20 protein-coding genes are annotated in these 25,252 nt (G+C 47.5%); 19 read left to right on the forward strand and 1 reads right to left on the reverse strand.

The features are described from left to right. Positions 1-25: 25 nt before the first annotated feature. On the reverse strand, positions 26-2,008 hold the full coding sequence (locus M3152_RS04105; RefSeq protein ID WP_251693923.1) for a methyl-accepting chemotaxis protein: 1,983 nt from the start codon (positions 2,006-2,008) through the stop codon (positions 26-28). Positions 2,009-2,368: 360 nt separating this feature from the next. Here M3152_RS04105 and M3152_RS04110 point away from each other — a divergent pair, with 360 nt between their 5' ends. The 19 genes from M3152_RS04110 (at position 2,369) to hpf (ending at position 25,096) form a co-directional block, all read left to right on the forward strand. Beyond that, the gene (locus M3152_RS04110; protein ID WP_251693924.1) at positions 2,369-3,970 is read left to right on the forward strand and encodes a gamma-glutamyltransferase family protein; all 1,602 of its coding nucleotides are present in this window, start codon (positions 2,369-2,371) and stop codon (positions 3,968-3,970) included. Between the two features lie 174 nt (positions 3,971-4,144). After that, positions 4,145-7,339 (forward strand): BTAD domain-containing putative transcriptional regulator, encoded by a 3,195-nt coding sequence (locus tag M3152_RS04115; protein ID WP_251693925.1) that lies wholly within the window; start codon positions 4,145-4,147, stop codon positions 7,337-7,339. Between the two features lie 261 nt (positions 7,340-7,600). Then, positions 7,601-8,857 (forward strand): substrate-binding domain-containing protein, encoded by a 1,257-nt coding sequence (locus M3152_RS04120; protein ID WP_251693926.1) that lies wholly within the window; start codon positions 7,601-7,603, stop codon positions 8,855-8,857. 103 nt (positions 8,858-8,960) lie between these two features. Continuing rightward, positions 8,961-9,734, forward strand: a complete 774-nt coding sequence (locus M3152_RS04125) for an ABC transporter ATP-binding protein (RefSeq protein WP_251693927.1) — start codon at positions 8,961-8,963, stop codon at positions 9,732-9,734. Beyond that, the gene (locus M3152_RS04130) at positions 9,712-10,419 is read left to right on the forward strand and encodes an ABC transporter ATP-binding protein (protein WP_251693928.1); all 708 of its coding nucleotides are present in this window, start codon (positions 9,712-9,714) and stop codon (positions 10,417-10,419) included. The genes M3152_RS04125 and M3152_RS04130 overlap by 23 nt, the downstream gene beginning before the upstream one ends. Before the next feature lie 13 nt (positions 10,420-10,432). Continuing rightward, positions 10,433-11,293, forward strand: coding sequence for a branched-chain amino acid ABC transporter permease (locus M3152_RS04135; protein ID WP_251693929.1), 861 nt, complete (start codon positions 10,433-10,435; stop codon positions 11,291-11,293). Between the two features lie 4 nt (positions 11,294-11,297). Beyond that, the gene (locus M3152_RS04140; protein WP_251693930.1) at positions 11,298-12,290 is read left to right on the forward strand and encodes a branched-chain amino acid ABC transporter permease; all 993 of its coding nucleotides are present in this window, start codon (positions 11,298-11,300) and stop codon (positions 12,288-12,290) included. Beyond that, complete coding sequence (locus M3152_RS04145) at positions 12,287-13,363, forward strand: 3-oxoacyl-ACP synthase (protein ID WP_251693931.1); 1,077 nt, start codon at positions 12,287-12,289, stop codon at positions 13,361-13,363. Before M3152_RS04140 ends, M3152_RS04145 begins: the two co-directional genes overlap by 4 nt. Continuing rightward, positions 13,314-14,213, forward strand: coding sequence for an intracellular short-chain-length polyhydroxyalkanoate depolymerase (gene phaZ / locus M3152_RS04150; protein WP_251693932.1), 900 nt, complete (start codon positions 13,314-13,316; stop codon positions 14,211-14,213). The genes M3152_RS04145 and phaZ overlap by 50 nt, the downstream gene beginning before the upstream one ends. Before the next feature lie 12 nt (positions 14,214-14,225). After that, positions 14,226-14,966, forward strand: coding sequence for a 3-oxoacyl-ACP reductase FabG (gene fabG / locus M3152_RS04155; protein WP_251693933.1), 741 nt, complete (start codon positions 14,226-14,228; stop codon positions 14,964-14,966). Between the two features lie 18 nt (positions 14,967-14,984). Further along, positions 14,985-16,469, forward strand: a complete 1,485-nt coding sequence (locus tag M3152_RS04160) for an AMP-binding protein (protein WP_251693934.1) — start codon at positions 14,985-14,987, stop codon at positions 16,467-16,469. Positions 16,470-16,594: 125 nt separating this feature from the next. After that, positions 16,595-18,274 carry a M20/M25/M40 family metallo-hydrolase gene (locus M3152_RS04165; protein WP_251693935.1) on the forward strand — a complete coding sequence of 560 codons (1,680 nt, stop codon included), beginning with the start codon at positions 16,595-16,597 and terminating at the stop codon, positions 18,272-18,274. Positions 18,275-18,412: 138 nt separating this feature from the next. Next, positions 18,413-18,784: a flagellar protein FlaG gene (gene flaG / locus M3152_RS04170; RefSeq protein WP_251693936.1), complete on the forward strand. Its 372-nt coding sequence runs from the start codon at positions 18,413-18,415 to the stop codon at positions 18,782-18,784. Between the two features lie 15 nt (positions 18,785-18,799). Beyond that, the gene (locus M3152_RS04175) at positions 18,800-20,287 is read left to right on the forward strand and encodes a flagellar hook-associated protein 2 (protein ID WP_251693937.1); all 1,488 of its coding nucleotides are present in this window, start codon (positions 18,800-18,802) and stop codon (positions 20,285-20,287) included. Between the two features lie 134 nt (positions 20,288-20,421). Beyond that, complete coding sequence (gene fliS / locus M3152_RS04180; RefSeq protein WP_251693938.1) at positions 20,422-20,823, forward strand: flagellar export chaperone FliS; 402 nt, start codon at positions 20,422-20,424, stop codon at positions 20,821-20,823. Positions 20,824-20,834: 11 nt separating this feature from the next. Continuing rightward, positions 20,835-21,173 (forward strand): hypothetical protein, encoded by a 339-nt coding sequence (locus M3152_RS04185; protein WP_251693939.1) that lies wholly within the window; start codon positions 20,835-20,837, stop codon positions 21,171-21,173. 101 nt (positions 21,174-21,274) lie between these two features. Next, entirely contained in the window at positions 21,275-22,741 is a 1,467-nt protein-coding gene (locus M3152_RS04190; RefSeq protein ID WP_251693940.1) for a methyl-accepting chemotaxis protein, read from the forward strand. A 115-nt stretch (positions 22,742-22,856) separates the two neighbouring features. After that, on the forward strand, positions 22,857-24,338 hold the full coding sequence (locus M3152_RS04195; RefSeq protein WP_251693941.1) for a methyl-accepting chemotaxis protein: 1,482 nt from the start codon (positions 22,857-22,859) through the stop codon (positions 24,336-24,338). A 194-nt stretch (positions 24,339-24,532) separates the two neighbouring features. Beyond that, a complete protein-coding gene (hpf, locus tag M3152_RS04200) occupies positions 24,533-25,096 on the forward strand; it encodes a ribosome hibernation-promoting factor, HPF/YfiA family (RefSeq protein ID WP_251693942.1) in 564 nt (187 codons plus the stop codon). Positions 25,097-25,252 lie beyond the last annotated feature (156 nt).

A 25,252-nucleotide genomic window follows, 5' to 3' on the forward strand; every position in this document is an offset into this window, starting at 1 on the left:
GCCAATGCGGGATTTATTTGTTGTTTCACATTTTAAACCGATCAATTGCAAGGTTCAGTTTTTCACTTAAGTCTGTCAGTGTTTCTGCAGCATCTGTGACGGATTGGATTGCACGTAGCTGCTCGTCGGTTGAGGCGCTGACTTCCTCGCATGCTGCCGCTGTTTCTTGGGATGTGGCCGCCATCGTCTGGATCGTCATCGTAACTTCATCCTTATGACGGGCTACGCTATGAATTTCATTGGAAATCGAGTCGATTGAAGCTTGCATCGTCTCCATTAAATCGGATAGTTGGGCGAATGTCTTTTCCGTTTCTTGGACGACGCTTTCTTGGTCACGGAATGTAGTGATTGTTTCATCCATCTGGGATGTTACGAGTCGTGACTCTTCTTGCAATTGCAGGACGGTCACTTTGACTTCTTCCGTAGCACGTGCGGACAATTCCGCAAGTTTCCGGACTTCTTCTGCGACGACCGCAAAGCCTTTTCCGTGTTCGCCTGCGCGAGCTGCTTCAATGCTTGCGTTCAGTGCGAGAAGATTCGTCTGTGAAGAAATGTCAGTGATCGTTTCCATGACGCCGCCGATCTCCTTAACCTTTTCGCCGAGCGTACTAATTGCATCGTTCATCGACTTCAGATTTGTGCCTGATGATTCGAATGTCTGTTGAAGATTGTGCATTTGGGTTTGTCCGTTCGCGTTCATCTCTCCTGTATGCTCCGCGATTGTCTTCATTGAAATCGCGCGTTCTGTAATGTCATTAATTTGCCGCCCGAGTTCATCGGACTTTTCCGTGACCGTTTCGGCATCTTCCGCTGATCTTGAAGCGCCATGTGCGATTTCATTGACAGCATGTGCAACTTCCGAGCTGGATGCACTCGTCTCTTCTGCCACGGCACTCAAACTTTCCGAGTTTGTCCTGACATTGTCCGCGGATTGATTGACGACGGAAATGATGTCATGCATGTTGGCAATCATTTTGTTGAAGTTTTCGCCAAGCTGTCCAATCTCATCTTTCGTATGGATATCTGATTGAACGGTCAAATCACCTTTTGCAACGTCATCCATCAAGCTTCGGAGACGGGCAATCGGTTTCAACATCCTACTAATGAGGAAGTACAGGCCAATTCCGACAACTGCGAGTGTGATAATAGATATGATGAAAATGGAAAGTAACAGCTGCCGGGACATTTCCATAAGTTTATTCTGTTCATAGACTGTGCTGACCTTCCAACCAAACTCGGGGATTGTCGAATGGACACTGATCAACTTTTTGCCATTCTCATCTTTGAATGCCTCATCCCCCTGATCCCAACTGTACATATTCTTGACATAGGCAGTCTCCATCAAGTTTTCCCCGCTTAACGTCGGGTGTGCAATCGCCGTGCCGTTTTCGTCAAAAAGTGTGGAATAGCCATCATGCGGAATATATGTCGAGTTCAGCATGTCGGTGATCGCGGACAACATGAGGTCAACCCCGGCCACACCGACTACTCTTCCATTCTTCTCGACAGCAATGGAAGCAGTAATCATGAAGTCGCCGCTGACCTCATCGATGTATGGTGACGACCATTGAACCTTGCCTGGTTCACCAATCGCAATTTCATACCATGGACGGCTCGTCGGATCGAAGCCGCTTAAATCGGACACCGGGTAGATGACCGTATGCTTGGATGGTTGTGCATAATAGACTGCCACTGCATCGGAATAGACTTCCAAAAAGCTTTCCAGTCTTTGAATCAGCTCCGCTTCACTTACATTTGAGCCTCTAGGGCCAGTGAAGTTCATGATTTCATCCGAATCGATAAGTGCATCAACGCCTTTCGAATATTGTGCAAGAAAGTTCTCTACAGCGTGCCCGATCTGGTTAGAAATGGCATCACTTGAATCGATGACGCTTTCCAACGAACGTTTCTTCACTTGTCCATTGAGCATGAATGCCATGAGTACAGTTCCCACAAAGAATAAAATAAGAGCCGCAAAGATGATTTTTGTTTTTAGCGATTTGGCCATAACTATTTCCCCTTATTAGTAAATTTGGTCTATATTCTTTATTTCGACAAAATCTGATGCGATTCAAGTGATATCCCGACCGGGTGAATAATATATTTATGCTATTAATATTATCTGAATCTTTTCGGTGCCTGTGTAAGAAACTATTCAGACTATGCACTACAATTGTATAATCAAAACCATTAAGTCGGCTGTTTCAACTGTTTGTTTACAGATGTCCGTATTAATATTAATTTAGATGAATTGTCATAAATGTGTGATGCACAGGCACCGAAAACTGAATAATGAACAAGTTTTCCGGAATTTTCATTCATTTGTTTAAAAGTGTCGTATAATAAAAGAAAAAACGGGGGAATTCCATTGGACTATTTATACAATCCTTACACGACGACTCGGCACACTGTATTCGCGCGGAAAGGGATGGTGGCGACGTCGCAACCGCTGGCGGCTCAAGCGGGAATTGAAGTTATGCAGAAGGGCGGGAATGCGGTGGATGCGGCTATTGCAACTGCCGCTGCACTTACTGTCGTTGAGCCGACGACGAATGGAATGGGCGGCGATGCGTTTGCGATTGTGTGGATGAAGGATAAGCTTTACGGCTTGAATGCGTCGGGGCCAGCGCCGGAAGCATTGACGCTTGAGGCGATGAAAGAGGCGGGGCATGAAAAGATTCCTGCAATGGGTTATGCGCCAATTACGGTGCCCGGGGTTCCGTCTGCTTGGGCAGAGCTATCGAAACGATTTGGCAATCTGCCTTTGATTGAGTCGCTTGCTCCGGCAATCCGTTATGCGGAGGAAGGGTACCCACTTACGCCGGTTTTAGGGAAATATTGGCGCATTGCTTACAAGAAATTCGTAGAGCATGATTCCGCTGAATTTGACGAATGGTTCAAAGTGTTCGCGCCGGATGGCCGAGCTCCTGAAATCGGGGAAATGTGGAAGTCGCCGGATCATGCGAAGACGTTGCGTTCCATCGGTGAAACAAATGCGGAGTCGTTCTACAGAGGAGAGCTTGCGGATTTGATTGATGCGCATGTAGCGAAAAACAATGGCTATCTCCGTAAATCTGACCTGGAAAAGTATAAAGCGGAATGGGTCGACCCGATCTCAACGAATTACAAAGGCTATGACGTATGGGAAATTCCGCCGAACGGGCAAGGCGTCGTGACGCTAATGGCGCTCAATATCTTCTCGGAAATGAATCCAGCGGTACTAAACGACGTAGAGTCGCTGCACGAACAGATCGAGGCGATGAAGCTGGCGTTTACCGATGGAAAAGCATTCATCACTGAAGAAAAGGATATGCCGATCGACATCGAGCACTTGCTGTCGAAGGAATATGCGAAGAAGCGGGCTGCTACAATTACAGAACGGGCATCAGTTCCTGAGCCGTACGAATTGCCGAGAAGCGGAACAATCTATTTGGCGACTGCGGATGAAGAGGGGAATATGGTTTCATTCATCCAATCGAATTATATGGGCTTCGGATCCGGTGTTGTCGTGCCGGGGACAGGCATTACGCTTCAAAACCGCGGCATGGATTTTTCACTGGATCCGGCACATCCGAACGTATTGAAGCCAGGCAAACGTTCCTATAACACGATCATCCCGGGATTCCTGACGAAGGACGGACAAGCGGTAGGGCCATTCGGCATCATGGGCGGGTTCATGCAGCCGCAAGGACATTTCCAGGTCATCGTCAACACGGTCGATTATCATCTGAATCCGCAAGCGACGCTCGATGCGCCGCGTTGGCAATGGATCGAGGGGAATAAAGTTCATGTTGAACCGAACTTCCCGAACCATATCGCGCAGGCACTCACCCGATTGGGACATCAGATCGTACCGACATTAGACAGCGGATCATTCGGCAGAGGACAAATCATTTGGCGCGATCCGGAAACAGGCGTACTTTCAGGCGGAACAGAATCAAGGACGGATGGAACGATTGTAGCTTGGTGAGGATTAACAGGCACTTGATTAAAAAACTTTTATAGAACATAATCACACCTTCTTCTCGGTACCTAACGAATCGACAGAGGAGGTGTTTTTTATTTTTCTTTACAAGTGTCAACCAATTCAGAACCTTCATGTGATAAAATAGTTAGAAAGAGACGCCGGGGTAGGTGAGAATCGATGAAGACAAAGCCCATTTTACTATCCAAGCTGATGCCGCCGACGCCGTCCGCCACGTATATGCGGAGAGCTTCGTTCGTCAAAAAGCTGAAAATGGCGGACCGGGTGAAGCTGACGTTGATGCATAGCGGGGCGGGGTATGGGAAGAGTTCGGGGCTTTCTGCGTATTTCCATGACACAAAAGCTGTATATAGCTGGTATTCGGTGACAGGGGAAGACGACGACGTCTATCCGTTCATCACCTATCTGACGCAAAGCATTCGCCGTGTCGTGCCGGAGTTCGGTGCATCGTTATCCGAATGGGACAGGCCGAATTTGCATCCAAAGGAATTGGATCTTGAACGATGGCTCGCCCTTTTCATCAATGAGCTTTGTGAAATCGATACACCTCTCTTCATTGTCATCGACGATTTCCATCACGTCGACCATGTATTTTTAGTGAATTATCTTGTTGAAAAGATAATTGATTCATTACCTCCCAACACCCGCCTAATTGTCGCAACGAGGAACCGTCCGCGTTGGGCGAGCCTCGTAAAGTTGAAAGTTACAGGACAGCTAAACGAACTGTCGGAAGAGGACTTTCTGTTTTCGGAAGAGGAAGTCGCCGTCTTTTATGAGGATTATTTTGATCAAACACTTACCGATGCAGAGGCAGCTTCTGTCATCCGGTTGACGGAAGGATGGGCGATTGCCGTCAATCTGCTCGCACTCCATCTCGCCGGTGGTGAAGCCCATTTACCGACCGCAATGAAACCCGCATTGCATGACTTGTTTGCCTATCTTTCCGAGGAAGTTTTCAATCGGATGGGTGAAGAAGAAAAGGAATGGTTGCTGGCCTTTTCGATTTTTCCAACGTTTTCGTTGGAGATAGTCGATAGTTTTTATGGGAATGCAGCGGCAAGCACACTACGGCAGCTAGCGGAACGCCATGTGTTCATCCAATCGCTTGGGGAAGGGACATACCGGTATCACGCGCTGTTCCAACAATTTTTGGAACGGAAATGGCAAGCGGTCAATTCCGACCAGTTTTATTCAACCCAAAAACAGGCGGCGGAATTTTATCTTCGGCAATCAAACCCGATTGAAGCGATTTCCCATGCCGTGAAAAGCATGGACGCGTCTTTCATCGGACAAATTATCGTCGACAACGGCGTTGCCCTGATTAAAGCCGGCCAGTTCGAGTGGCTGCTTGAAATCATCAAAAGCTTGTCGCCGGACGTTTTCGCACAGTTCTACCCTCTCTATTTCTTCGAAGGGGAGGCGCATCGGTACCGTGCTTTTTATGAGAAAGCACGAGTGGCATATTCGGCATGCATCGAAGCGGCCGAAAAACGGGGGGACGATTATTTTGCGGGGCGTGCACATGCCGGCATCGCAAACATTTATCTTGATACGATCCAACCTGGATTGGCAGATCCGTATTTAATGAACGCAATCCTTTTCGCCGAGAAGAGCGATAGGACGAGCGTATTGGAAATGGAATTGTTGAAACGGCAATTCGCGGAAAATCTAGTCAACCTGGGGAAGGCATCGGATGCTGCAAAGTGGGTGGAGCAGGAGATTCATGATAAAAGCATCCTGAGGGAAGGGAATTTGGATGCGAGGATTGCGTTGCGGACGGGAAAGTTACGGGAGGCGCAGGCGTACTTGTCGGAACGGGTGGACAGTTTGACGCTGCCCGATGCACACCGGGAAACGGATATCCTCCTATCCTTGATCTACTCGATGACCGGCGAGAATGAACTTGCTTTGGAGAGTGCTGCGAGGGGGATACAGCTTGGTCGGAAGGAGAAATCAGGCTTTATCGAAGCAGTCGGGCTTATTCGTATGGGGCATGCGAAAATTATAGCCGATCGGGGCGATGCGGCGATTGCGAAAGATCATTATATCCGGGCGATTGAGCGGATGGATGAGCTGAACGTTTCGCGCGGTAATGCAGAGCCGTATATGGGCTTGTCTATCGTGGCGGCACGGCAAGGCGATTTTGCAGAAGCGATCCGGTACGGGGAAGCGGGCTTGCGGGAGACGGAGCGTGTCAATGATGGCTGGTTGTCTGCATTGATTCATATCGGACTAGCAATAGTACATTTTTACGCGAACAACGAAACGGATATGGAACAGCATCTGAATGAGGCGGGGCGGCTTTTCGGGGAGTGCGGTGATTTGTACGGGGAAATGGTGACAGCGTTTTGGTCGATGAATTTGTATGACCGGACGAAAGCGGACCGGCATTATTCAGAGCATGCGGAACGTTTTTTCACGCTTTGCCGAGACTACACTTTCTTTTTGACGAACGACACAATCTTCGGCCCATTCGACCGCCAGTCCATTCATCCTTTAGTACTCAAGGCGGCCCGTTTCCATAAAGAAAACGCCGACATTCAGCACGCAATCCACCTACTTGGTTTGGAGGATACCGCTTCACATCCCGGATATAAAATGGATGTTCAATTATTAGGACCGTTCGCGATTCATCTTGGACTTGAGGAAGTGGCCGACCGGAAGTGGCAACGCGATAAGTCGAAGGAAATTTTCATTTATTTGTTGTTGAATAAAAACCGATACGTCCCGAAAGAGGAAATTATGCAGGCGCTATGGGAAGATGCCGATGACAAGAGCGCCGACCGGGATTTCAAAGTGGCATTGAATGCTTTGCTGAAAGTGATTGAGCCGAATCGCAGTGCGCGGGAAAACCCGTTTTTCATTCTCCGAAAGCAGACGATGTACCAGCTGAATCCGAAAGCGGATATCAAGACGGATCTTGAACGTTTCAAAAAGCATGTGGAAGCGGGCTTGTCGGAAAAGACTGCGGAAAGAGCGGTCGACCACCTATTGAAAGCAGCCGCGCTCTACAAAGGGAAACTGTTTGAGGAAAAGCTGTCCGTCGATTGGATTGCGCAAGAGCGTGAACGTGTCGAGCAGCTGTACATCCAAGCACTCGAACGCCTCGCCCAGTCATATACGAGATTGCAAGACTATGGCAAAACGATCGAGTGGGCTGAGAAGCTTTTGCGGATCGACCAGACGTGGGAGGAAGCATACCGTCTGCTCATGTACGCCCACTATCAGTTGCAAAACCGCCCGCAATCGATCAAATGGTACCGGAAGTGCAAATCCGTTTTACAAGAAGAGCTCTCCATTGAACCGATGGAAACGACAGAGCAAATGTACAAGATGATTATGAATGAAGTATAGAGAAGTTTTGACTAGAATGGACCCTTCGCTCTTGCAGGGGTCCATTCTTTGTACTTCAGGGTCCATTCTTTTAAATCAAAGGTCCATTTACCTCACGTCAAGGTCCATTCTTCTCAACAAGGGCCCGATCTTCCCGCGGCAAGGTCCATTCTTCCTTAATCAAGGTCCATACCCCTCTGTAACTCATTTGCAACTCCCATCCAATAGAGTAGTAGACAGGAAGAAAGCGTTTACAAAACGAGTGGAGAGAGGAGTTGCAGTATGAAGAAGAAATTGTGGTTGGTCTTATTGTTTGCAATGGTGCTTGCCATCAGCGCAGCTTGCAGCAAATCGGAAGAAGGGGAAGCGTCAACGGAAAAAGAAACACCATCGAAAACGACACCCGTGTCAGGAGATAACAAAACTGAAGAGCAAGGCACGATCAAAATCGGCGTCCTCGCCTCATTGACCGGTGCGCTTGAGTCATACGGCAAGCAGACAAAGCAAGGCTTCGAGCTTGGTCTTGAATATGCGACGGGCGGCACGATGGAAGTCGCAGGAAAGAAAATCGAAGTCGTTTACGAAGATACGGAAACAAAGCCGGAAGTCGCCGTCCAAAAAGCGACGAAGCTTCTTGAAGAGGACGAAGTTGATTTCCTCGTCGGTTCCTCCAGTTCAGGTGACACGCTCGCAGTCCTTCCTTTAGCGGAAGAGTACGAAAAAATCATGATTGTCGAGCCGGCTGTTGCGGATAGTATCACAGGTTCCGAATTCAATCCATACATTTTCCGGACGGGGCGTAACTCATCACAGGATGCCGTCGCGGGAGCTGCAGCAATCGCAGGTCCTGGTGTGAAAATCGCGACATTCGCACCGGATTATTCATTCGGCTGGGATGGTGTAGCGGCGTTCAAGAAGGCGGCTGAAGATCTCGGTGCTGAAGTCATCATCGAAGAATTCGCGGATCCTGCAGCAACGGATTTTACATCCAATTTGCAGAAGATCATTGAAGCGAAACCGGATTATATGTTTGTCGTCTGGGCTGGTGCAAACTCGCCTTGGAACCAGATCGCCGATTTGAAGATGCAGGAGAAAGGCATCAAGATCTCGACAGGTGCCCCGGATATCCCGGCACTTTCCATCATGGAGCCGCTTGTCGGCATGGAAGGGTTCTCCGTCTACTATCACACGCTTCCTAATAACGAAGTGAATGATTGGCTCGTGAAGGAACATAAGGCTCGCTATAACGGCGAAGTTCCGGATTTATTCACACCGGGAGGCATGTCCGCAGCAATCGCAATCGTCGAAGCATTAACGAAGTCGAATGGCAATGCGGATGGCAACGAACTAATAAAAGTCATGGAAGGAATGTCTTTCGAAACACCGAAAGGAACGATGACTTTCCGTTCAGAAGATCACCAAGCATTGCAGACGCTTTATTCCATCAAGCTCGAAAAACAGGATGGCGTCCCGTATCCGGTTCCAGTTCTTATCAGAGAGCTTTCGGCTGATGAAACCGAGCCGCCGATCAAAAACTGATCACCGACGGCAATAAAATACAGTAGGACAGTGATATCGCTGTCCTTCTCAATCGGATGGAAACATCTATCCGATCGAGAAGGACGGGGAAGGGGGAGAACGATTGGAACCGATCATACGAACAGAAAATCTGACCATCCGATTCGGCGGGCATACGGCCGTATCGCATGTGAATTTTGAAATGCCGCCACGGCACTTGAAGTCGATCATCGGGCCGAATGGGGCAGGCAAAACGACATTTTTCAACTTACTCAGCGGCGAGCTGAAACCGACTGAAGGGGACGTCTTCTTCAAGGGGGAATCGATGGCTTCCTTATCGGCTGTAGCCCGGACGCGGAAGGGACTCGGACGTTCATTCCAAATTACGAACGTGTTTCCGAATTTGACCGTGCTGGAAAATGTCCGGCTGGCCGTCCAATCGAAGGAAAAGATCCGATATCAAATGGTCCGCCACTTCCTTCATTATAAACAGCTCATCGAAGAGGCGGAGAAACTGATCGCCCTCGTACTGCTCGATGGAAAGGAACATGCCATCGCTAGCCAATTATCCCATGGCGAGAAGCGGAAGCTCGAAATCGCGATGCTGCTAGCGCTCGATACGGAAGTGTTGCTGCTCGATGAACCGACGGCAGGCATGTCCCTCGAGGAAGTGCCAGCGATTTTGGACGTCATCCGGAAGATCAAACAGACCGGTGAGAAAACGATTTTGTTGATCGAACACAAGATGGATATGATTTTGGACCTGTCGGATTCCATCATGGTGCTCTTCAACGGCAAGCTGCTGGCGGATGGAAGTCCGCAGGAAATCATGGACAATGAAACCGTGCAAAATGCGTATTTGGGAGGGCTTTACGATGAAAACCTTGCTGAAAGTTGAGGACATCCATACGCATATCGGCCAGTACCATATCCTTCAAGGGGTTTTCTTCGAAGCGCGAGAAGGGGAAGTGAGCGTGCTGCTCGGGCGCAACGGGGCGGGGAAGACGACGACGTTGAAGACGATTATGGGTTTGACCCCGGCTTCGAAAGGCGCAGTCCTTTTCGATGGACAGGACATCACGAAAAAGCCGACGTATACGATTGCGAATGGCGGCATCGGCTATGTCCCGGAAGACCAGGGGATCTTCGGCGATTTGACCGTCGAGGAGAATATGAAAGTCGCCATGCGGAAGGAAGACGAAGCTGCATTTGCGCGACAGGATTATGTGCTGGAGCTGTTCCCAGATTTAAAGACGTTTTGGAAGAAGGACGGCGGGCATCTTTCTGGCGGTCAGAAGCAGATGCTCGCGATGGCCCGGGCGTTCGTCAATGACAGCAAGCTGCTCCTCATCGATGAGCCGTCGAAGGGACTCGCGCCGATCGTCATCGAGAAGGTGATGGAAGCGATTACGGAGATGAAAAAAAGTACGACGATTGTGCTTGTCGAACAGAATTTCATGATGGCGAGCCGGATCGGTGACCGTTATACGCTCATCGATGACGGGGAGACGGTTCATGCGGGTGAGATGAAGGATCTGATCCACAATGAAGAAGTGAAACGAAAATACTTAGGAATCGGATGAAGGGGGCTGCACGATGGAATTACTCATCAATTTGACGGTGAACGGTTTGGCGACGGGCATGCTCATCTTCCTTCTTGCTTCCGGATTGACGCTCATTTTCGGTCTGATGAGCGTGCTGAATTTCGCGCATGGCGGACTGTTCGCGTGGGGCGCTTACTCGGGCGTCTGGTTCTATACATTGTCAGGAAGCTTCCTTATCGGCATTCTTGGCGCTATCATTACGGGAATCATTCTCGGGTTTATTACTGAAAAGCTGATCATCACGCCGGTTTATGGCAATCACGTACAACAGATCCTCATTACGCTCGGCTTCATGCTTGTGCTGACAGAGCTGTTGAAAGTCGTTTGGGGTCCGAATCAAATGGCTGCGAAAGTACCGTCGTACTTGGCGGGAAGCTGGGAATTCGGGGACGTCCTTATCATTAAATACCGGCTATTCATCATCATTGTAGGCTTCGCCGTATTCGGGGTTTTCCAATACATGCTCCTGAAGACGAAAATCGGCTTGATCGTCAGGGCGGGAGTCATGGATAAAGACATGGTGCAAGCGCTCGGCATCAATATTAAACGCGTATTCCTGTATGTCTTCATGGCGGGGTCAGCGCTTGCGGCATTGAGCGGTGTATTGATGGCGCCATATTCCGGAGTCATCTATGCGGAAATGGGCTTTGAGTTTGCGATTTTGGCGTTCATCGTCGTTGTCATCGGCGGAATGGGCAGCTTTCCGGGATCGTTGTTCGCCGCCATTCTGGTCGGCCTCGCGGGAAGCTATATGGCGTACTACGTTCCTGCTCTATCACTTGCGGTCAATATGATGCTTATGGCTATCGTATTAATTTTCCGTCCGCAAGGGCTTTTTACGGCAAAGGGGTGACGGCATGAAAAACAAATTTCACTGGAACAACCTGTTTCTAGCAATCATTGTTGTTGTGCTCGCCGTTTTCCCGTTTGTGTCGGATTCAAGGACATGGACGATTTTATTGACACAGATTTTCATCTTTTCGATTTTGGCGATGAGCTATGATATTTTGCTCGGCTATACGGGCATCGTGTCGTTCGGGCATGCGATGTTCTTCGGGATGGGGGCGTATACGACAGCCGTTATCCTGAAGCGGATGGAGCCTACAATCGGCGTCTTCCTTCTCTCGATCGTTTGCGGAATGCTGCTCGCGGCATTGATCAGTTTTTTCATCGGCCTGTTGACATTGCGGCTGAAAAGTCATTTCTTCGCAATGCTCACATTGGCTGTTTCGGGACTGTTTCTAGTGCTCGCGGAAAAGTGGCGGACGGTGACGCACGGAAATGACGGATTTACGTTCAAGGCACCCGAGTTTTTCAAGGACCGGATGATGTTTTATTTCGTTACGCTCATCTGCCTTGTGCTCGTCTACTTGCTGCTGCGGCGATTCGTCAACTCCCCATTCGGCCGAGTTTTGGTCGCGGTGAGAGAGAATGAACAGCGCACAAGGTCACTCGGCTTTAATACATTGCATTATAAAGTGATCGCGTCCGTCGTTGCGGGAGTCATCGCTAGCTTGGCGGGTTCGCTGTACGCGGTATCGTTACGGTTCGTCAACACGAGCGTGCTGACGATGGATATTACGCTTGACGCATTGCTCATGACGATCATCGGCGGCGTCGGCACGTTGATCGGCCCGATTGTCGGTGCGGGTGTCATCGAATTGACGCAGCATTATTTATCCGGACTGGCGAAAGATTATCCGATTTTCGAACGATGGATCATATTCTTCGGCATCGTCTATATTCTGGCGGTCATCTTCTTCCCGCGCGGCATCGTCGGAAGTATTCGTGAAAAGCTTTGGAAGCGGAAAACGAAAACACGGCCTGTCGGGAAGGGGGAGGTCTCATGACGACTGTCGGAATCGTCAGTACGGGTACGTATATCCCTTTGACGAAAATGTCTGCTGCAGAAATCGCTGAACGGTCCGGATTGCCCGTGGACGTTGTGAAGACGAAGATGGGGATAACGGAAAAGCCGATTCCCGGGGAGCACGATCACACCGTCGCAATGGGCGTATGGGCGGCTCGCGAGGCGTTGCGAAAAGGGCAAGTCGACCCGAAGGAGATTGACGTCATCATCTATATCGGGGAAGAACATAAGGAATACCCGTTGTGGACTGCCGCCATCAAGATGCAGGAGGAGCTCGGCGCCTATCACGCATGGGCGTTCGATGTCGCGCTCCGCTGCGGAACGACAATTATGGCAATGAAAGTTGCGAAAAGCCTTATGGCAGCTGATCCGGAAATTAAGACGGTTTTACTTGCAGGCGGCTATCGGAACGGTGATTTTATCGATTATGGCAATGAAAGGACCCGCTTCATGTTCAACTTGGCAGCGGGCGGAGCTGCGATGATCCTGCGGCGCGACCACATGGAAAACATCGTACTCGAGGCGGAACTCATTACGGATGGATCGTTTTCGGAGGATGTTGTCGTACCGGTCGGCGGCACGAAGAAACCGCTCACGGCAAGCGATTTAGACAATGGGTTGTACCGGCTTGACGTGCTCGATCCGATCGGCATGAAAGCACGGCTCGAACAGAAATCAATGGAAAACTTCCTGAAGGTCATCCGCAGTTCATTGCAGAAAAGCGGATTTACGGAAAAGGACATCGATTACTTAGCAATCTTGCATATGAAGAAATCCGCGCATGAGTATGTCCTGCGGGAGCTTGGGCTGAATGAAGAGCAATCGGTTTATTTGCATGAATACGGGCATATCGGGCAAATGGACCAGATTTTGTCATTAGAGCTTGCGCTAGCGGAAAATAAGTTGAATGATGGAGATATCGCCGTTCTCGTCAGCGCAGGAATCGGGTACGCGTGGGGGGCAATCACGGTGAAATGGGGAAACAGTGAGGGGGAGAAGGAAAATGGCGTTTCAAAAAGTAGGACTGAAGAAAGTGACCTTGGCGAACGGTGAGCAGATTGCCTACCGGGAGCGGGATGGCGGCGAGCAGGTCGTCGTCCTCGTCCACGGGAATATGACATCGTCGAAGCATTGGGACGTTCTGATCGACGAGCTAGATTCGAAGTATAAGATTTATGCGCCGGATCTGCGGGGATTCGGGGAATCTACGTACAACGAAAGAGTGACGGGCATCCGTGACTTTTCGGAGGACCTGGCGGGTTTTATTGAGACATTAGAACTTGGAAAATTCCACTTAGTCGGTTGGTCGACGGGCGGCGCGGTCTGCATGCAATATGTAGCGGATCATCCGGGTAAATGCGAAAAGCTTCTGCTGCTCGCATCCGCATCGACACGCGGGTATCCGTTTTTCGGGACGAAGGAGGATGGCAGTCCTGATCTCGAACATCGGCTCCAAACAATCGAAGATGTCGAGCAGGATGCCGGCAAGACGCTTGCGATGCAAGGGCTGTATGACAATCAAAACCGGGATGGACTGAAGGCGGTCTGGAACGCTTTGATCTACACGCATAACCAGCCTGACGTAGCGAAATACGATGAGTATGTGGACGATATGCTCACGCAACGGAATTTGGCGGACGTCTATCATTCTTTGAACACGTTCAATATTAGTCCACATCATAATGGCGTCAACGAAGGGACTGACCAGGCGAAAGATATCGACATTCCAGTACTCGTCTTGCATGGCGACCGCGACTATGTCGTGACAGCACAGATGCAGGAGGAAATCATGGAAGACCTCGGCGACAATGCAACATTCATTTCACTCGAAGATACGGGGCATTCACCACTGGTCGATAATTTGGAACAACTGACGAAAAGAATCGAAACATTTCTGGAGTAAGGGGATGACAACATGAGGCTATCGGGGAAAGTAGCAATCATCACTGGAGGAGCGAACGGAATCGGCCTCGCTGCATGTGAGCGGTTTGCGGAAGAGGGAGCATCCGTCATGATGGCGGATTTCGATGAGACGGCAGGCAGAGAGCATGAGGTAATGCTGAAGGAAAAAGGGCATGACGTCACATTCATGCAAGTCGATGTCGTCAATCGTGAAAGCGTCAACCGATTAGTGGAACAGACGCTTGAACAGCATGGGAAAATCGATGTGCTCATCAATAACGCGGGCATCACGAAAGACGCGACGCTCTTGAAAATGGATCCTGCGGATTTCCAACGTGTACTTGACGTCAACTTGACTGGCGTCTTCAACTGTACTCAAGCAGTTGCACCGCACATGATCGAAACGGGCGGCGGGAAGATCATCAATACGTCCTCCGTCAGCGGCGTCTATGGGAATTTCGGGCAGACGAATTACGCAGCGACAAAAGCGGCAATCGTCGGAATGACAAAGACGTGGGCAAAGGAACTTGGACGGAAAGGGATTAATGTCAACGCGGTGGCGCCAGGATTCACGGCGACAGCGATGGTTGCAAAGATGCCGGAAAACGTCATTAAGCAGATGGCGTCCGTCGTTTCCTTGCAACGGCTCGGAAAACCGGAGGATATTGCGAACGCGTATCTATTTTTGGCGAGCTCCGAATCGGACTACGTCCACGGACACGTTTTGCATGTTGACGGCGGCATCATGATGTAAGGGAAGGAGGGGTTCCGCGTGTTCCATGAGCATGGCTGGATAATGAAAAGGGCCGCACTCTCCGCGGAACGGCCCGCATTGATCGACGTCCACTCGGAAACGTGCTGGACGTACACGGATTTGAGAAATCGAATCATGTGCTGGGCCTCCTTTTTCCAAGAACAAGGCTTTGAGCGAGGAGATCGTATCGCCGTTTATTCGCCGAATAGTCCGGAGTTATTCGCCGTCCTGTTCGCGTGCGAGCTGCAAGGGTTAATTTACGTCCCGCTTAATTGGCGGCTGAGCCAATTGGAATTGCAGTCGCTGCTAGATGATTGCTTGCCTGCATTGCTTTTATTCCATGATGATTTTGGAGATCGAATCGATGGATTGAAAGTGAGAAACACGGGTTCACTGTCAGTCATCGGGACGGTGCTAACCCCGGAAAATTGGCATCCGGCCGAAAAAGGCAACCGTTCCGATACGTGGATGATCATTTACACGGGCGGTACGACCGGTTTGCCGAAAGGTGTCATGCTTTCCTATGAAGCGGTCAATTGGAATGCGCTTAACACGATCACGAGCTGGGGATTGTCGGATCGCGACAAGACGATCAATTATATGCCGCTTTTCCATACGGGGGGATTAAATGCATTATGCATCCCATTGCTGATGGCGGGCGGGACTGTCGTCATTGGACATCAATTCAAGCCGGAAGAAGCATTATTGGCAACGGATCAATATGAAGCGACGATTTCTTTATTTGTTCCGACGATGTACCAGATGATGATTCAGACACCCTATTTCCATCAATCAGACTTCCCGTCGATGAATGTATTCTTATCAGGCGGTGCGCCTTGTCCGAAGACGATCTATCAATCATTCCACCGGAAAGGTTTGCGGTTCAAGGAAGGATACGGGTTGACGGAGGCGGGACCGAATAATTTTTTCATACGCCCGGAAGATGCAGTGCGCAAGATCGGATCAGTCGGGAAAAGCATGCTGTTTAATGAAATACAAGTGCTGGACGAAAAAGGGAAGCTATGTGTGAATGGGGAAATCGGTGAATTATTGTTAAAAGGTCCGCATCTGTTTTCCGGCTATTGGAATAAAAAGCGAGAAACAGAGGAAGTCATGAAGGACGGATGGCTTCGGACGGGTGATCTTGCTAAAATCGACGACGATGGGGACGCATTCATCGTAGGTAGAAAAAAAGACATGATTATTACGGGCGGAGAAAATGTTTATCCGCAAGAAGTCGAACAATGTCTTATCACGTATAATGGAATCCGAGAAGCGGCGGTCGTTGGGTTGGCGGATGAAGTGTGGGGAGAAACGGTCGTCGCTTTTGTATCAATTGATGAAGAAAATAGATTTGATCAGGAAACACTGATTGCACATTGTAAAACTTCATTGGCGTCCTACAAAGTTCCGAAAAAAATCATCGTCCTGCCGGAGCTGCCAAAAACCCATGTCGGGAAGATCGATAATGGAAGCCTGTGCAAAATGTTAATGAACGAATAGGTGCCTCGTAAGCCGGTCTGTGGCTTGGAGACACCTATTTTATTTGTTACCATGGAACTAACAACTATCTTAAACTTATATATTATCTAAAAATATAGTGAAGTCACGGACCGGGGGAATGTTGGATGATTAAGATGGATGGGGAAAAGCTTCATTGTCGCAATGAAATATTGTCGCTTACAAAGAAGCTTGTAGGCATTGAAAGTATTGTTAATACGGATGGAGAACAGGACATTGCCAAATTCATTTACGAGTATTTGGGTGAGCATCCATACTTTTCGGAAAACCGTTCCCAACTCGTCATGGAACAAACGACCAAAGACGATAGAGAACGATATAACGTCTTGGCGTTCGTGAAAGGAACAAAGGGAGAAAGCAATCGCACAGTCGTTTTAATGGGGCATCTCGATACGGTCGGAGTTGATGATTTCAGCAAACAGCGTAATTTGGCTTTTTTACCTGATGATTGGATGGACTACCTACAAAACGAAAACATACCGGAACAAGCACAGATGCAGTTGGAATCAGGCGATTGGCTTTTCGGCCGAGGGGTTCTTGACATGAAAAGCGGTCTTGCGAGCAATATGTATTTGCTGACCTATTATGCAGAACATCCTGAGCTGCTCGAAGGCAACCTCGTTTTTATCGCTGAATGTGATGAAGAGGATAGTTCTCACGGTATATTGTCTGCACTAAAAACATTGAAGAAGTGGAAAAAAGAGTACGCATTTGAGTATGTAGCAGCCATTAATAGCGATTTTGTCGCTCCGGCATATGAAGGTGATGAAGCTCGTTATGTATATAAAGGCACTGTCGGCAAGTTGTTGCCTTCCTTTTTCATTACAGGTGAAGAAACCCATGTCGGATCAGCTTTTGATGGACTGGACCCGAATTTCATCGCTGCTGAATTAACGAAGCAAATTAACTACAATCCAGATCTGAGTGACACGGCTTTAGGAGAAACAACAATCCCGCCGGTTTCATTGAAACAAACTGATTTAAAACCGTCTTATACAGTCCAAACAGCGCTATCTGCGTATGTGTACTATAATTTCTTCGTCCACTCCTGGTCTCCGGAAAAGGTACTTGATTTATTGAAAGACCAAGCAACTATCGCTTTTACGAATGCCTTACAGTCATTTGAAGAACGTTATCGTACCTATTGCAGGATGAGTGGCCAGCCAACTCGTTCGCTTCCTTGGGAGCCAAGAGTGTTTACGTATAGTGAAATGCAAGACATGTTAACAAAGGCGCATGGCGAAAAATATGAAAATCACATGAAAGAGTTCAAAGAGGAATTAGTACAAGATGAAACGCTTGATACTCGGATGTTTGCTGCCCGTGTTGTCGAAGAATCTTGGAAATTCATTCCGGATAAAAGTCCAGCTATCATCATCTTTTATTCATCATTGTACTCACCGCGCGTTGCACTGACAGGGAATACGGAAGATGAACAAAGACTATTGCAGGCACTGGATAATGCAATTAATGCGGTACAGCCGGATTATGACCATCCGATAGTTGCAAAAAACTTCTTCCCGCATATTTCAGATATGAGTTTCATTGCCATGAGTGATGATATGGATGATATCGAATATATGGTGGAAAATACGCCATCATGGGGCAAGAAACTATATGTCGCATATGAAGATGTGCACGAGTTGAATATTCCAGTCATCAACATAGGTCCATACGGAATTGATGGCCATAAGAAACTTGAGCGGATGGAAATGACTTATTCATTGGAGATTGTTCCGAACTTGACGAATCATGTGATTCAGGACGTATTGACCAATGAGCTATAGTAATGGCGAGCGGCCTACGGGTTGCCGCCATTTTTCATTTCCAATTATACGGATATTTTTACCGAATCCACTCAACTATCACGCGTATCAGCCGATATAAGCAACAATGGGATTTTCGATATCAGGGAGGCTGGGAATATGGTTGGACGCATTGGAGGAGCGAACGGCACGCAGCAATTGAGCGCAAAAGTGGAAAGCGCAGCACCGGACAGGGGAGTCGTGGTGGCGGAAGTACAGGCCGTTTCAGTACAAAACCAAGAACAAACAAGGGAAGAACGTCAACTGCCCGTTGAAAAAGCGCAGCAGATGACCGATAGTATGAATAAGTTCCTGGAAAGCGTGAACACCCAATTACGATTTAAACTGCACGACGAATTAAAGGAATACTACGTGACAATCGTCGACTCGAAAACAGACGAGGTGGTCCGAGAGATTCCTTCGAAAAAACTGATGGATGTCTACGCAGCTATGAAGGAGTTTGTCGGATTGCTCATCGACCGGAAAATTTGAGGAGGTACCTAACTTATGCGAATTAGCGGACTAGCAACAGGGATGGACACGGAACAGATCATCAAAGACATGATGAAAGCCCACCGCCTCCCAATGGATAAGATTACACAGAAGAAGCAATATTTGGAGTGGCAGTTGGATGATTATCGTGGTGTGAACAGGAATCTTGTTGATTTTAGTCAGAATATCTTTGATAACATGATACTCTCGAAAAACTTCAACCAGAAAAATGTATCGGTATCAGCGCCAGACTATGTAGATATAAAAAATGTCTCATCTTCGAATGAATTTTCAGGGACTTTAAATATTGAACAGCTTGCGAAAAATGCTACTTTGCAAGGTGGAAAACTCAAAGATGCTACGAATGGTTCCACAAAGATGAAAGATTTAGATGCATCTTTTGCCGGGAAAAAGGATTTAATTATCAATGCGATAAATAAAGAAGGCATACTTGAACAAAAGACAGTTAGCGTAAATGAAGATGATACGATCGATGCTGTTTTGAAAAAAATCAATAGCGAAACAGGCGTTAATGCATTTTTTGATGAGTTTACTGGTCAAATCGCCATGACTGCCAAAAACAGCGGAGCGATTAAGGGAGATGCCAATTCTGCTGGCATCGTAGTAGAAGGTGATGTTGCCGGTCTTTTGAAGTTGAATACAGCCGATGCAAAAACAACTACTGGACAAAATGCGAAGTTTACTTTCAATGGTCTAGAGACAGAACGTACTTCCAACACATTCCAAATCAACGGATTTGAAATTACTTTAAAGCAAGCTGATGCAACTAAACAAATCAATTTTAGTTCCTCACCTGATACAGAAAAAATCTTCGAAAGTGTTGTAAAGTTTATCGATGATTACAATAAGCTTGTCGAAGATTTGAACAAACAGATTCGCGAGCCGAAGTATCGTTCTTTCCAGCCACTCTCTGCGGAACAGAAAAAAGAAATGTCAGATAAAGAAATTGAACTCTGGGAAGAGAAGGCTAAGAGCGGTACATTGCGCAATGATTCTAACATCTCTAGCATGTTGACTCAAATGCGAACAGCACTCTCGGGTTCAATAGATCAACAATCATTGAGCAGTATTGGTATTTCAACATCCAAGAACTATTTAGATCACGGGAAGTTGATTATTAATGAAGATAAATTAAAAGAAGCAATCGCGTCAGATCCAAGCAATGTGCATAAATTATTTTCATTTGATGCTGGCAAGGATGCAAAAAAAACAGAACACGGTCTTGCTCGTCAACTGCGAACAATCGTTGACGATACACAAAAAGCAATCGCCAAACGTGCAGGTAAAGTCGGCGATGTGAATGACACATTTACACTAGGTAAAAACTTGAACGATATGAATAAGCAGATTGAACGTTTCGAAGAACGTTTGCGGATGACCGAAGACCGTCTTTGGAAACAGTTCACCGCAATGGAACGCGCAATCCAACGTTCGAACGCTCAATCCGCTAGCTTAATGAACGCATTTGGCGGCGGAATGTAATAGTAGGATAGAAGAATGATTTCTTCACTGATATTTTTCGATTTCTGTTGATTGAAGCGGAAAGCGTCCGCCAGTAGCGGAAATCAATAGCAATGATTAACGACGCTGTCCAAAAAAAGGAGATATGCAAATCTATGGCAATTAACAATCCATATGCAACGTATCAGAACAACACAGTGAATACATCGACGCCTGGCGAATTGACGCTCATGCTCTACAACGGATGCTTGAAATTCATTCAACAGGCGAAAAAGGCAATGGAACAAGGCAGTATTGAAGAGAAAAATACAGCAACGCAAAAAGCACAGGCGATCGTGTCCGAGCTAATGGTCACATTGGACATGTCTGTTCCGGTTTCCGAAAATATGATGGTGCTTTATGACTTTGTCAACAACCGCCTCATTGAAGGGAATATTAAAAACGACATCGCGCTCTACGATGAAGCTGCCGGCATTATTACGGAGTTTCGCGATACGTGGAAACAAGTGATTCAAATTAATCGCACGAAGCAGTACGCGAACACGGACGAAATATGATCCGGCCTGCGATGATCCGGTGGCAGGAAACGGCGCAGCAACTTCTGTCCGCGACAAGCCGAACCGATGAAGAGCAACGTGATACTGTCATCGATGAAATCAACGGACTGCTTGATGAAAGAGACTCCTTGCAGACAGAAATTGCTGCTCCTTTTACACCAGAAGAAGAAGAGTTGGGCAAGGAGCTTGTCGCACTTGAAAAACTAGTGGCCTCAGCTCTGGCCTCTTATATGAAATTGATCCGTTCTGACATCACCTCCGCCCAATCCAAGAAAGAACATGTCAAAAGCTACGTCAATCCGTATGGTAAGGTGGCACGGGATGGAACGTTCTACGATACAAAGCAATAAGCCAATCAGGTACCTCCTGGTTGGTGTTTTCCGCGTTAGTGTGAATGACTCCTCATTCACTAGGTAGATACATATATTAACTCTAGTTCGGGGGTTTTTTGATGAATATGAATCAATTGTTAAAACAAGATTGGCTACAAAAGAATCGTATTATGATCATAGGATTTGGGATTGCGGGAGGTCTAGGGTTGATTGCGCAGCTCATTCAACAATCACCACCAGCCATCATCCTATCGGTCGCCATACCATTTACACTGGCGCTTCTCTTTTACTTTTCGAGTTTGAAATGGGACAGGCTTGCCTCTTTCGTTCCTTATGTATTGCTCTTAATGAATTTCTCGGTAGCGCTCGGTGTCATTTATTTCTCAGAAGCAAATTTAGGGTCAATCGGAATTATCGTGCTCATTTTAGCTCTGTCCGCAATCCATGGCAAAATGCTGATCATGGGGTTCGGATTATTGCTTGGCTTCATTGCACTCCTATTGAATCATTTGAATTTCGTTGAACCGGAACTTGCTTTAGCAAGTGGAAACAATCTGTTGCTGTTATTCTTCCTTGCTGGCATTGTGTTGTTTTTAGTTGTCCGGCAGAATGGCAAGGTGTTTGTAAAAGTTGAAGAGTTGATGGAGTTGACGCAAGCGAAAGTTCAAGAAGAAGAGCGATTGAAAAATAATATGGAACAAGCAGTCGAGACGATTACGGAATATCTTGCACAGCTCCGTACCAGTTCTGAAACATCTGCAGCCTCCCAGCGTGAAATGCTTTTGGCAGTAAATGAAGTGAGCGCTGGCAGTCAGCATCAGGCTGATCACATTTCGGACATCGCCGAAGAGACGGAGCGGACGAATGATGTGGTCGGCAGCGTATCAATCGGTCTTGAAAACATCGTCAGCCAGTCTGAAAAAGCTGGTGAGCAGGCGGAAACAGGTGCTGCGAACATGTCCGAATTGAAAACGAATATGGATTTATTTTCAGATTCTTTCAAGGATCTCAATGAAACCTTCCGAGGATTATCAGCTAAGATTACGGAGACGAATGAATTTGCGACGTCCATTCAAGAAATTACAAATCAGACGAATTTATTGGCGCTGAATGCTTCGATCGAGGCAGCCCGTGCAGGGGAATTCGGCAAAGGATTTGCGGTTGTTGCCGAGGAAATCCGGAAGCTTGCGGGCATGACGGACCAAACACTCCATAAAATTAATCAGAACTTGCATGACGTGAACGAATACAACGAATTGGCAGTCACAAAAATGGAGGAGGGACTTGGACAATTGACTGTCCAGTCGACGGTTGCGGAAGAGTCGATGCATTCTTTCAATTCCCTTTACAATGCAATGGATGCGTTGAAAGCCAATCTGACTACATTCATAGATGAGTTTCAAACGATTTCGCAAAATAGCGAACGGATACAGCACCGAACGATGGATTTCGCTTCCATCGTTCAACAGAGCACTGCGGCGATTGAAGAATTGAATGCTACGTTGACTGAATCCGTTGATGAACAGCGCATGATGGCTTCGTACATTCAAAAGACGCATGAAGAAGCGATCCGTTTGAAGCAATAGAAATAAGGTGCCCGGAGTTCTTCCGGGCTATTATTTTATATGGAACTATTTGACTATTCGTGATACATTGAATACATAGGCAGGAGATTAACAGCACGGGCAAGGGGGAATGGAAATGGGAGCAGAACATGTGGATAAATTAATGCAGGAGCAATTTGCGAAGAAGAACTTCATATTATTCATTACACTCGGTGCGTCTAGCCTGATCGGTGCCATCTATTATTTTTTGACCGGACAGGATGCGTTGAAGACGATCAGTATGACGATCCCTATGACGACGTCGATCATCCTTTATCTCTTATCAAGGAAATTCACGTTTTTTGAAAAGCTGTTTCCGTGGGTCATCATCGGAATATCAGCAGCTGCCGCCCTTTTTAATGGAATAATTGGGGATCCGTCCATTGCGACTGCAGGCATTGCATTCTTCATTGCAGGAATCGCTAGTGTACACGTTTCGATGCGGATTATGTCTTTCGGTTTCGTCATGTCCATGCTCGTACTGGCCGTGTTTTTGACGAAGTACCCCTATCAGGAACAGATTGCGTCAAGTAAAGGGAGTATGGTCCTACCGCTCATCCTCATGGCTGTCGGGTTGCTGATCCAAATTAGACAGACGAAGAAGCTGGAGGCGCGTGTGAATCAATTCACGGCGGAGCAGTCGGAGCTGGCACTGGAAGAGGAACGGAAGCACCGCAGCTTGAATGAAAACGTTGAGCAAGTTGCTGAAGATCTCATGACAATCGGCACGACAGCAGAGCAGCATCTCGCTTCCCAGCAGGAATTACTCGGCATTATGAACACTCTTGCTGCGGGTGTGGAACAGGAAGCCGAGCAGATCGGCAGAATTGCACAAAATGCAGAACGGACCCAAACCGATGTGCTGGAAATGCAAGACGAGACGCATTCGATGGTTGCAGAAGCCTCGGAGTTGCGTAGAGAGTCCAATGAAATTGTAGACATGATGCGCAATGTGCGGACCGGCATGGAAGAGGTCGAGCAGCTGTTGAATGAATTGAATGGTTCATTCGGGACACTCACTCAAAACATCGAACAAACCAATGCACTTGCCAAATCTATTGAAACAATCACCGGGCAGACGAATCTATTAGCATTGAATGCATCAATCGAGGCAGCGCGCGCCGGAGATCACGGAAAAGGGTTTGCAGTCGTTGCAGAAGAAATAAGGAAGCTAGCCAATATGACTGCTGAGACGTTGACGAAAATCAATGGCAACTTGAATGATGTCAATACGATGAACGGCCAATCGCAGGAAAATTTGGCGGCAAGCACCGGAAAATTGAAGTCGCAAGGCGCGATGACCGTTCAGGCAGAGAAGAAAATCGAATTGATGCACCAGACGTTGGATGGACTCCATCGAAGGTTTGAACTGTTTAATTCTAAAATGAAAGTCATTGCGGATGAGACTTCAGGTATAGGTGAAATGACGGTCGCATTCGCGGATCTCTTGGCGCAATCTAGCGCCTCTGTTGAAGAGGTGAATGCAACCGTACACGCGACTGTCGCAGATAACGAACGAATCGTCAGAACGCTGGACGGAACAATGAGACGGACGAAAGACTTGGTTGAAGTTCGATAATTGTTCCCAGATTTGGTATACTGAATATAGGGAATAGACAAGTAACCAGTTGAACTGGCAGAAAAACCGAGAAACTCCAACGTGATGAATCCGTCACATTTCGACAAGATTTTAATTTTCCTTCGAATAAAAGAAGGAGATTAGAATATAGATGTAGAAGTATACAGTAACGGTTAATTAAAGGAGGAGTTCATATGCTAGACTTTAACATCCGAGGGGAAAACCTTGAGGTAACTCCGGCAATTCGTGAGTACGTCGAGAAGAAAGTACTGAAACTCGAAAGATACTTCACTGAGGGCGCAAATGCAACAGCCCATGTAAACCTGAAAGTGTATAACGACAAACAGACAAAAGTGGAAATTACAATTCCGATGAAGAATTTGACTCTTCGGGCGGAAGAACGCCATGACGATATGTACGCGGCAATCGATTTGATCGTCGATAAGCTCGAGCGTCAAATTAGGAAATATAAAACAAGAGTGAACCGCAAATTCCGCGAACGCGAAGGCGTCGCAGCCTTCCTCCAATCCGTTGAGAAGGAAAGAAGCAACAATGAAGAGCAGTCAAACGACGAATCTGATTTCGAAGTCGTTCGAACAAAGCAATTCGATTTGAAACCGATGGACCAAGAAGAAGCCATCCTTCAAATGAACATGCTTGGCCACAGCTTCTTCATTTTCACAGACGCCGATTCCGACGGTACACACATCGTGTATAAGCGTAAAGACGGAAGATACGGTTTGATTGAAACCAACTAAATGTATATGCACCGCCCCCGGAGAAATCCGGGGGTTTTTTATCGATTATAGATTATCTGTAAGCTATGTTGAGTGAAGCGAAAGGCGGCGACTCCTGCCGGAATAGCATGAGCCGAAGACCCTGGACTGAGCGAAGCGAGGGAAGCGGCTGAGGCC

The organism is Sporosarcina luteola (assembly GCF_023715245.1).
Lineage (GTDB): Bacteria > Bacillota > Bacilli > Bacillales_A > Planococcaceae > Sporosarcina > Sporosarcina luteola_C.

Coding starts and splice junctions, on each gene's coding strand:
- M3152_RS04105 (WP_251693923.1), bottom strand. CDS start 2,008: ATGGCCAAATCGCTAAAAACAAAAATCATCTTTGCGGCTCTTATTTTA.
- M3152_RS04115 (WP_251693925.1), top strand. CDS start 4,145: ATGAAGACAAAGCCCATTTTACTATCCAAGCTGATGCCGCCGACGCCG.
- M3152_RS04120 (WP_251693926.1), top strand. CDS start 7,601: ATGAAGAAGAAATTGTGGTTGGTCTTATTGTTTGCAATGGTGCTTGCC.
- M3152_RS04130 (WP_251693928.1), top strand. CDS start 9,712: ATGAAAACCTTGCTGAAAGTTGAGGACATCCATACGCATATCGGCCAG.
- M3152_RS04135 (WP_251693929.1), top strand. CDS start 10,433: ATGGAATTACTCATCAATTTGACGGTGAACGGTTTGGCGACGGGCATG.
- M3152_RS04140 (WP_251693930.1), top strand. CDS start 11,298: ATGAAAAACAAATTTCACTGGAACAACCTGTTTCTAGCAATCATTGTT.
- M3152_RS04145 (WP_251693931.1), top strand. CDS start 12,287: ATGACGACTGTCGGAATCGTCAGTACGGGTACGTATATCCCTTTGACG.
- phaZ (WP_251693932.1), top strand. CDS start 13,314: ATGGCGTTTCAAAAAGTAGGACTGAAGAAAGTGACCTTGGCGAACGGT.
- fabG (WP_251693933.1), top strand. CDS start 14,226: ATGAGGCTATCGGGGAAAGTAGCAATCATCACTGGAGGAGCGAACGGA.
- M3152_RS04165 (WP_251693935.1), top strand. CDS start 16,595: ATGATTAAGATGGATGGGGAAAAGCTTCATTGTCGCAATGAAATATTG.
- flaG (WP_251693936.1), top strand. CDS start 18,413: ATGGTTGGACGCATTGGAGGAGCGAACGGCACGCAGCAATTGAGCGCA.
- M3152_RS04175 (WP_251693937.1), top strand. CDS start 18,800: ATGCGAATTAGCGGACTAGCAACAGGGATGGACACGGAACAGATCATC.
- fliS (WP_251693938.1), top strand. CDS start 20,422: ATGGCAATTAACAATCCATATGCAACGTATCAGAACAACACAGTGAAT.
- M3152_RS04185 (WP_251693939.1), top strand. CDS start 20,835: ATGATCCGGTGGCAGGAAACGGCGCAGCAACTTCTGTCCGCGACAAGC.
- M3152_RS04190 (WP_251693940.1), top strand. CDS start 21,275: ATGAATATGAATCAATTGTTAAAACAAGATTGGCTACAAAAGAATCGT.
- M3152_RS04195 (WP_251693941.1), top strand. CDS start 22,857: ATGGGAGCAGAACATGTGGATAAATTAATGCAGGAGCAATTTGCGAAG.
- hpf (WP_251693942.1), top strand. CDS start 24,533: ATGCTAGACTTTAACATCCGAGGGGAAAACCTTGAGGTAACTCCGGCA.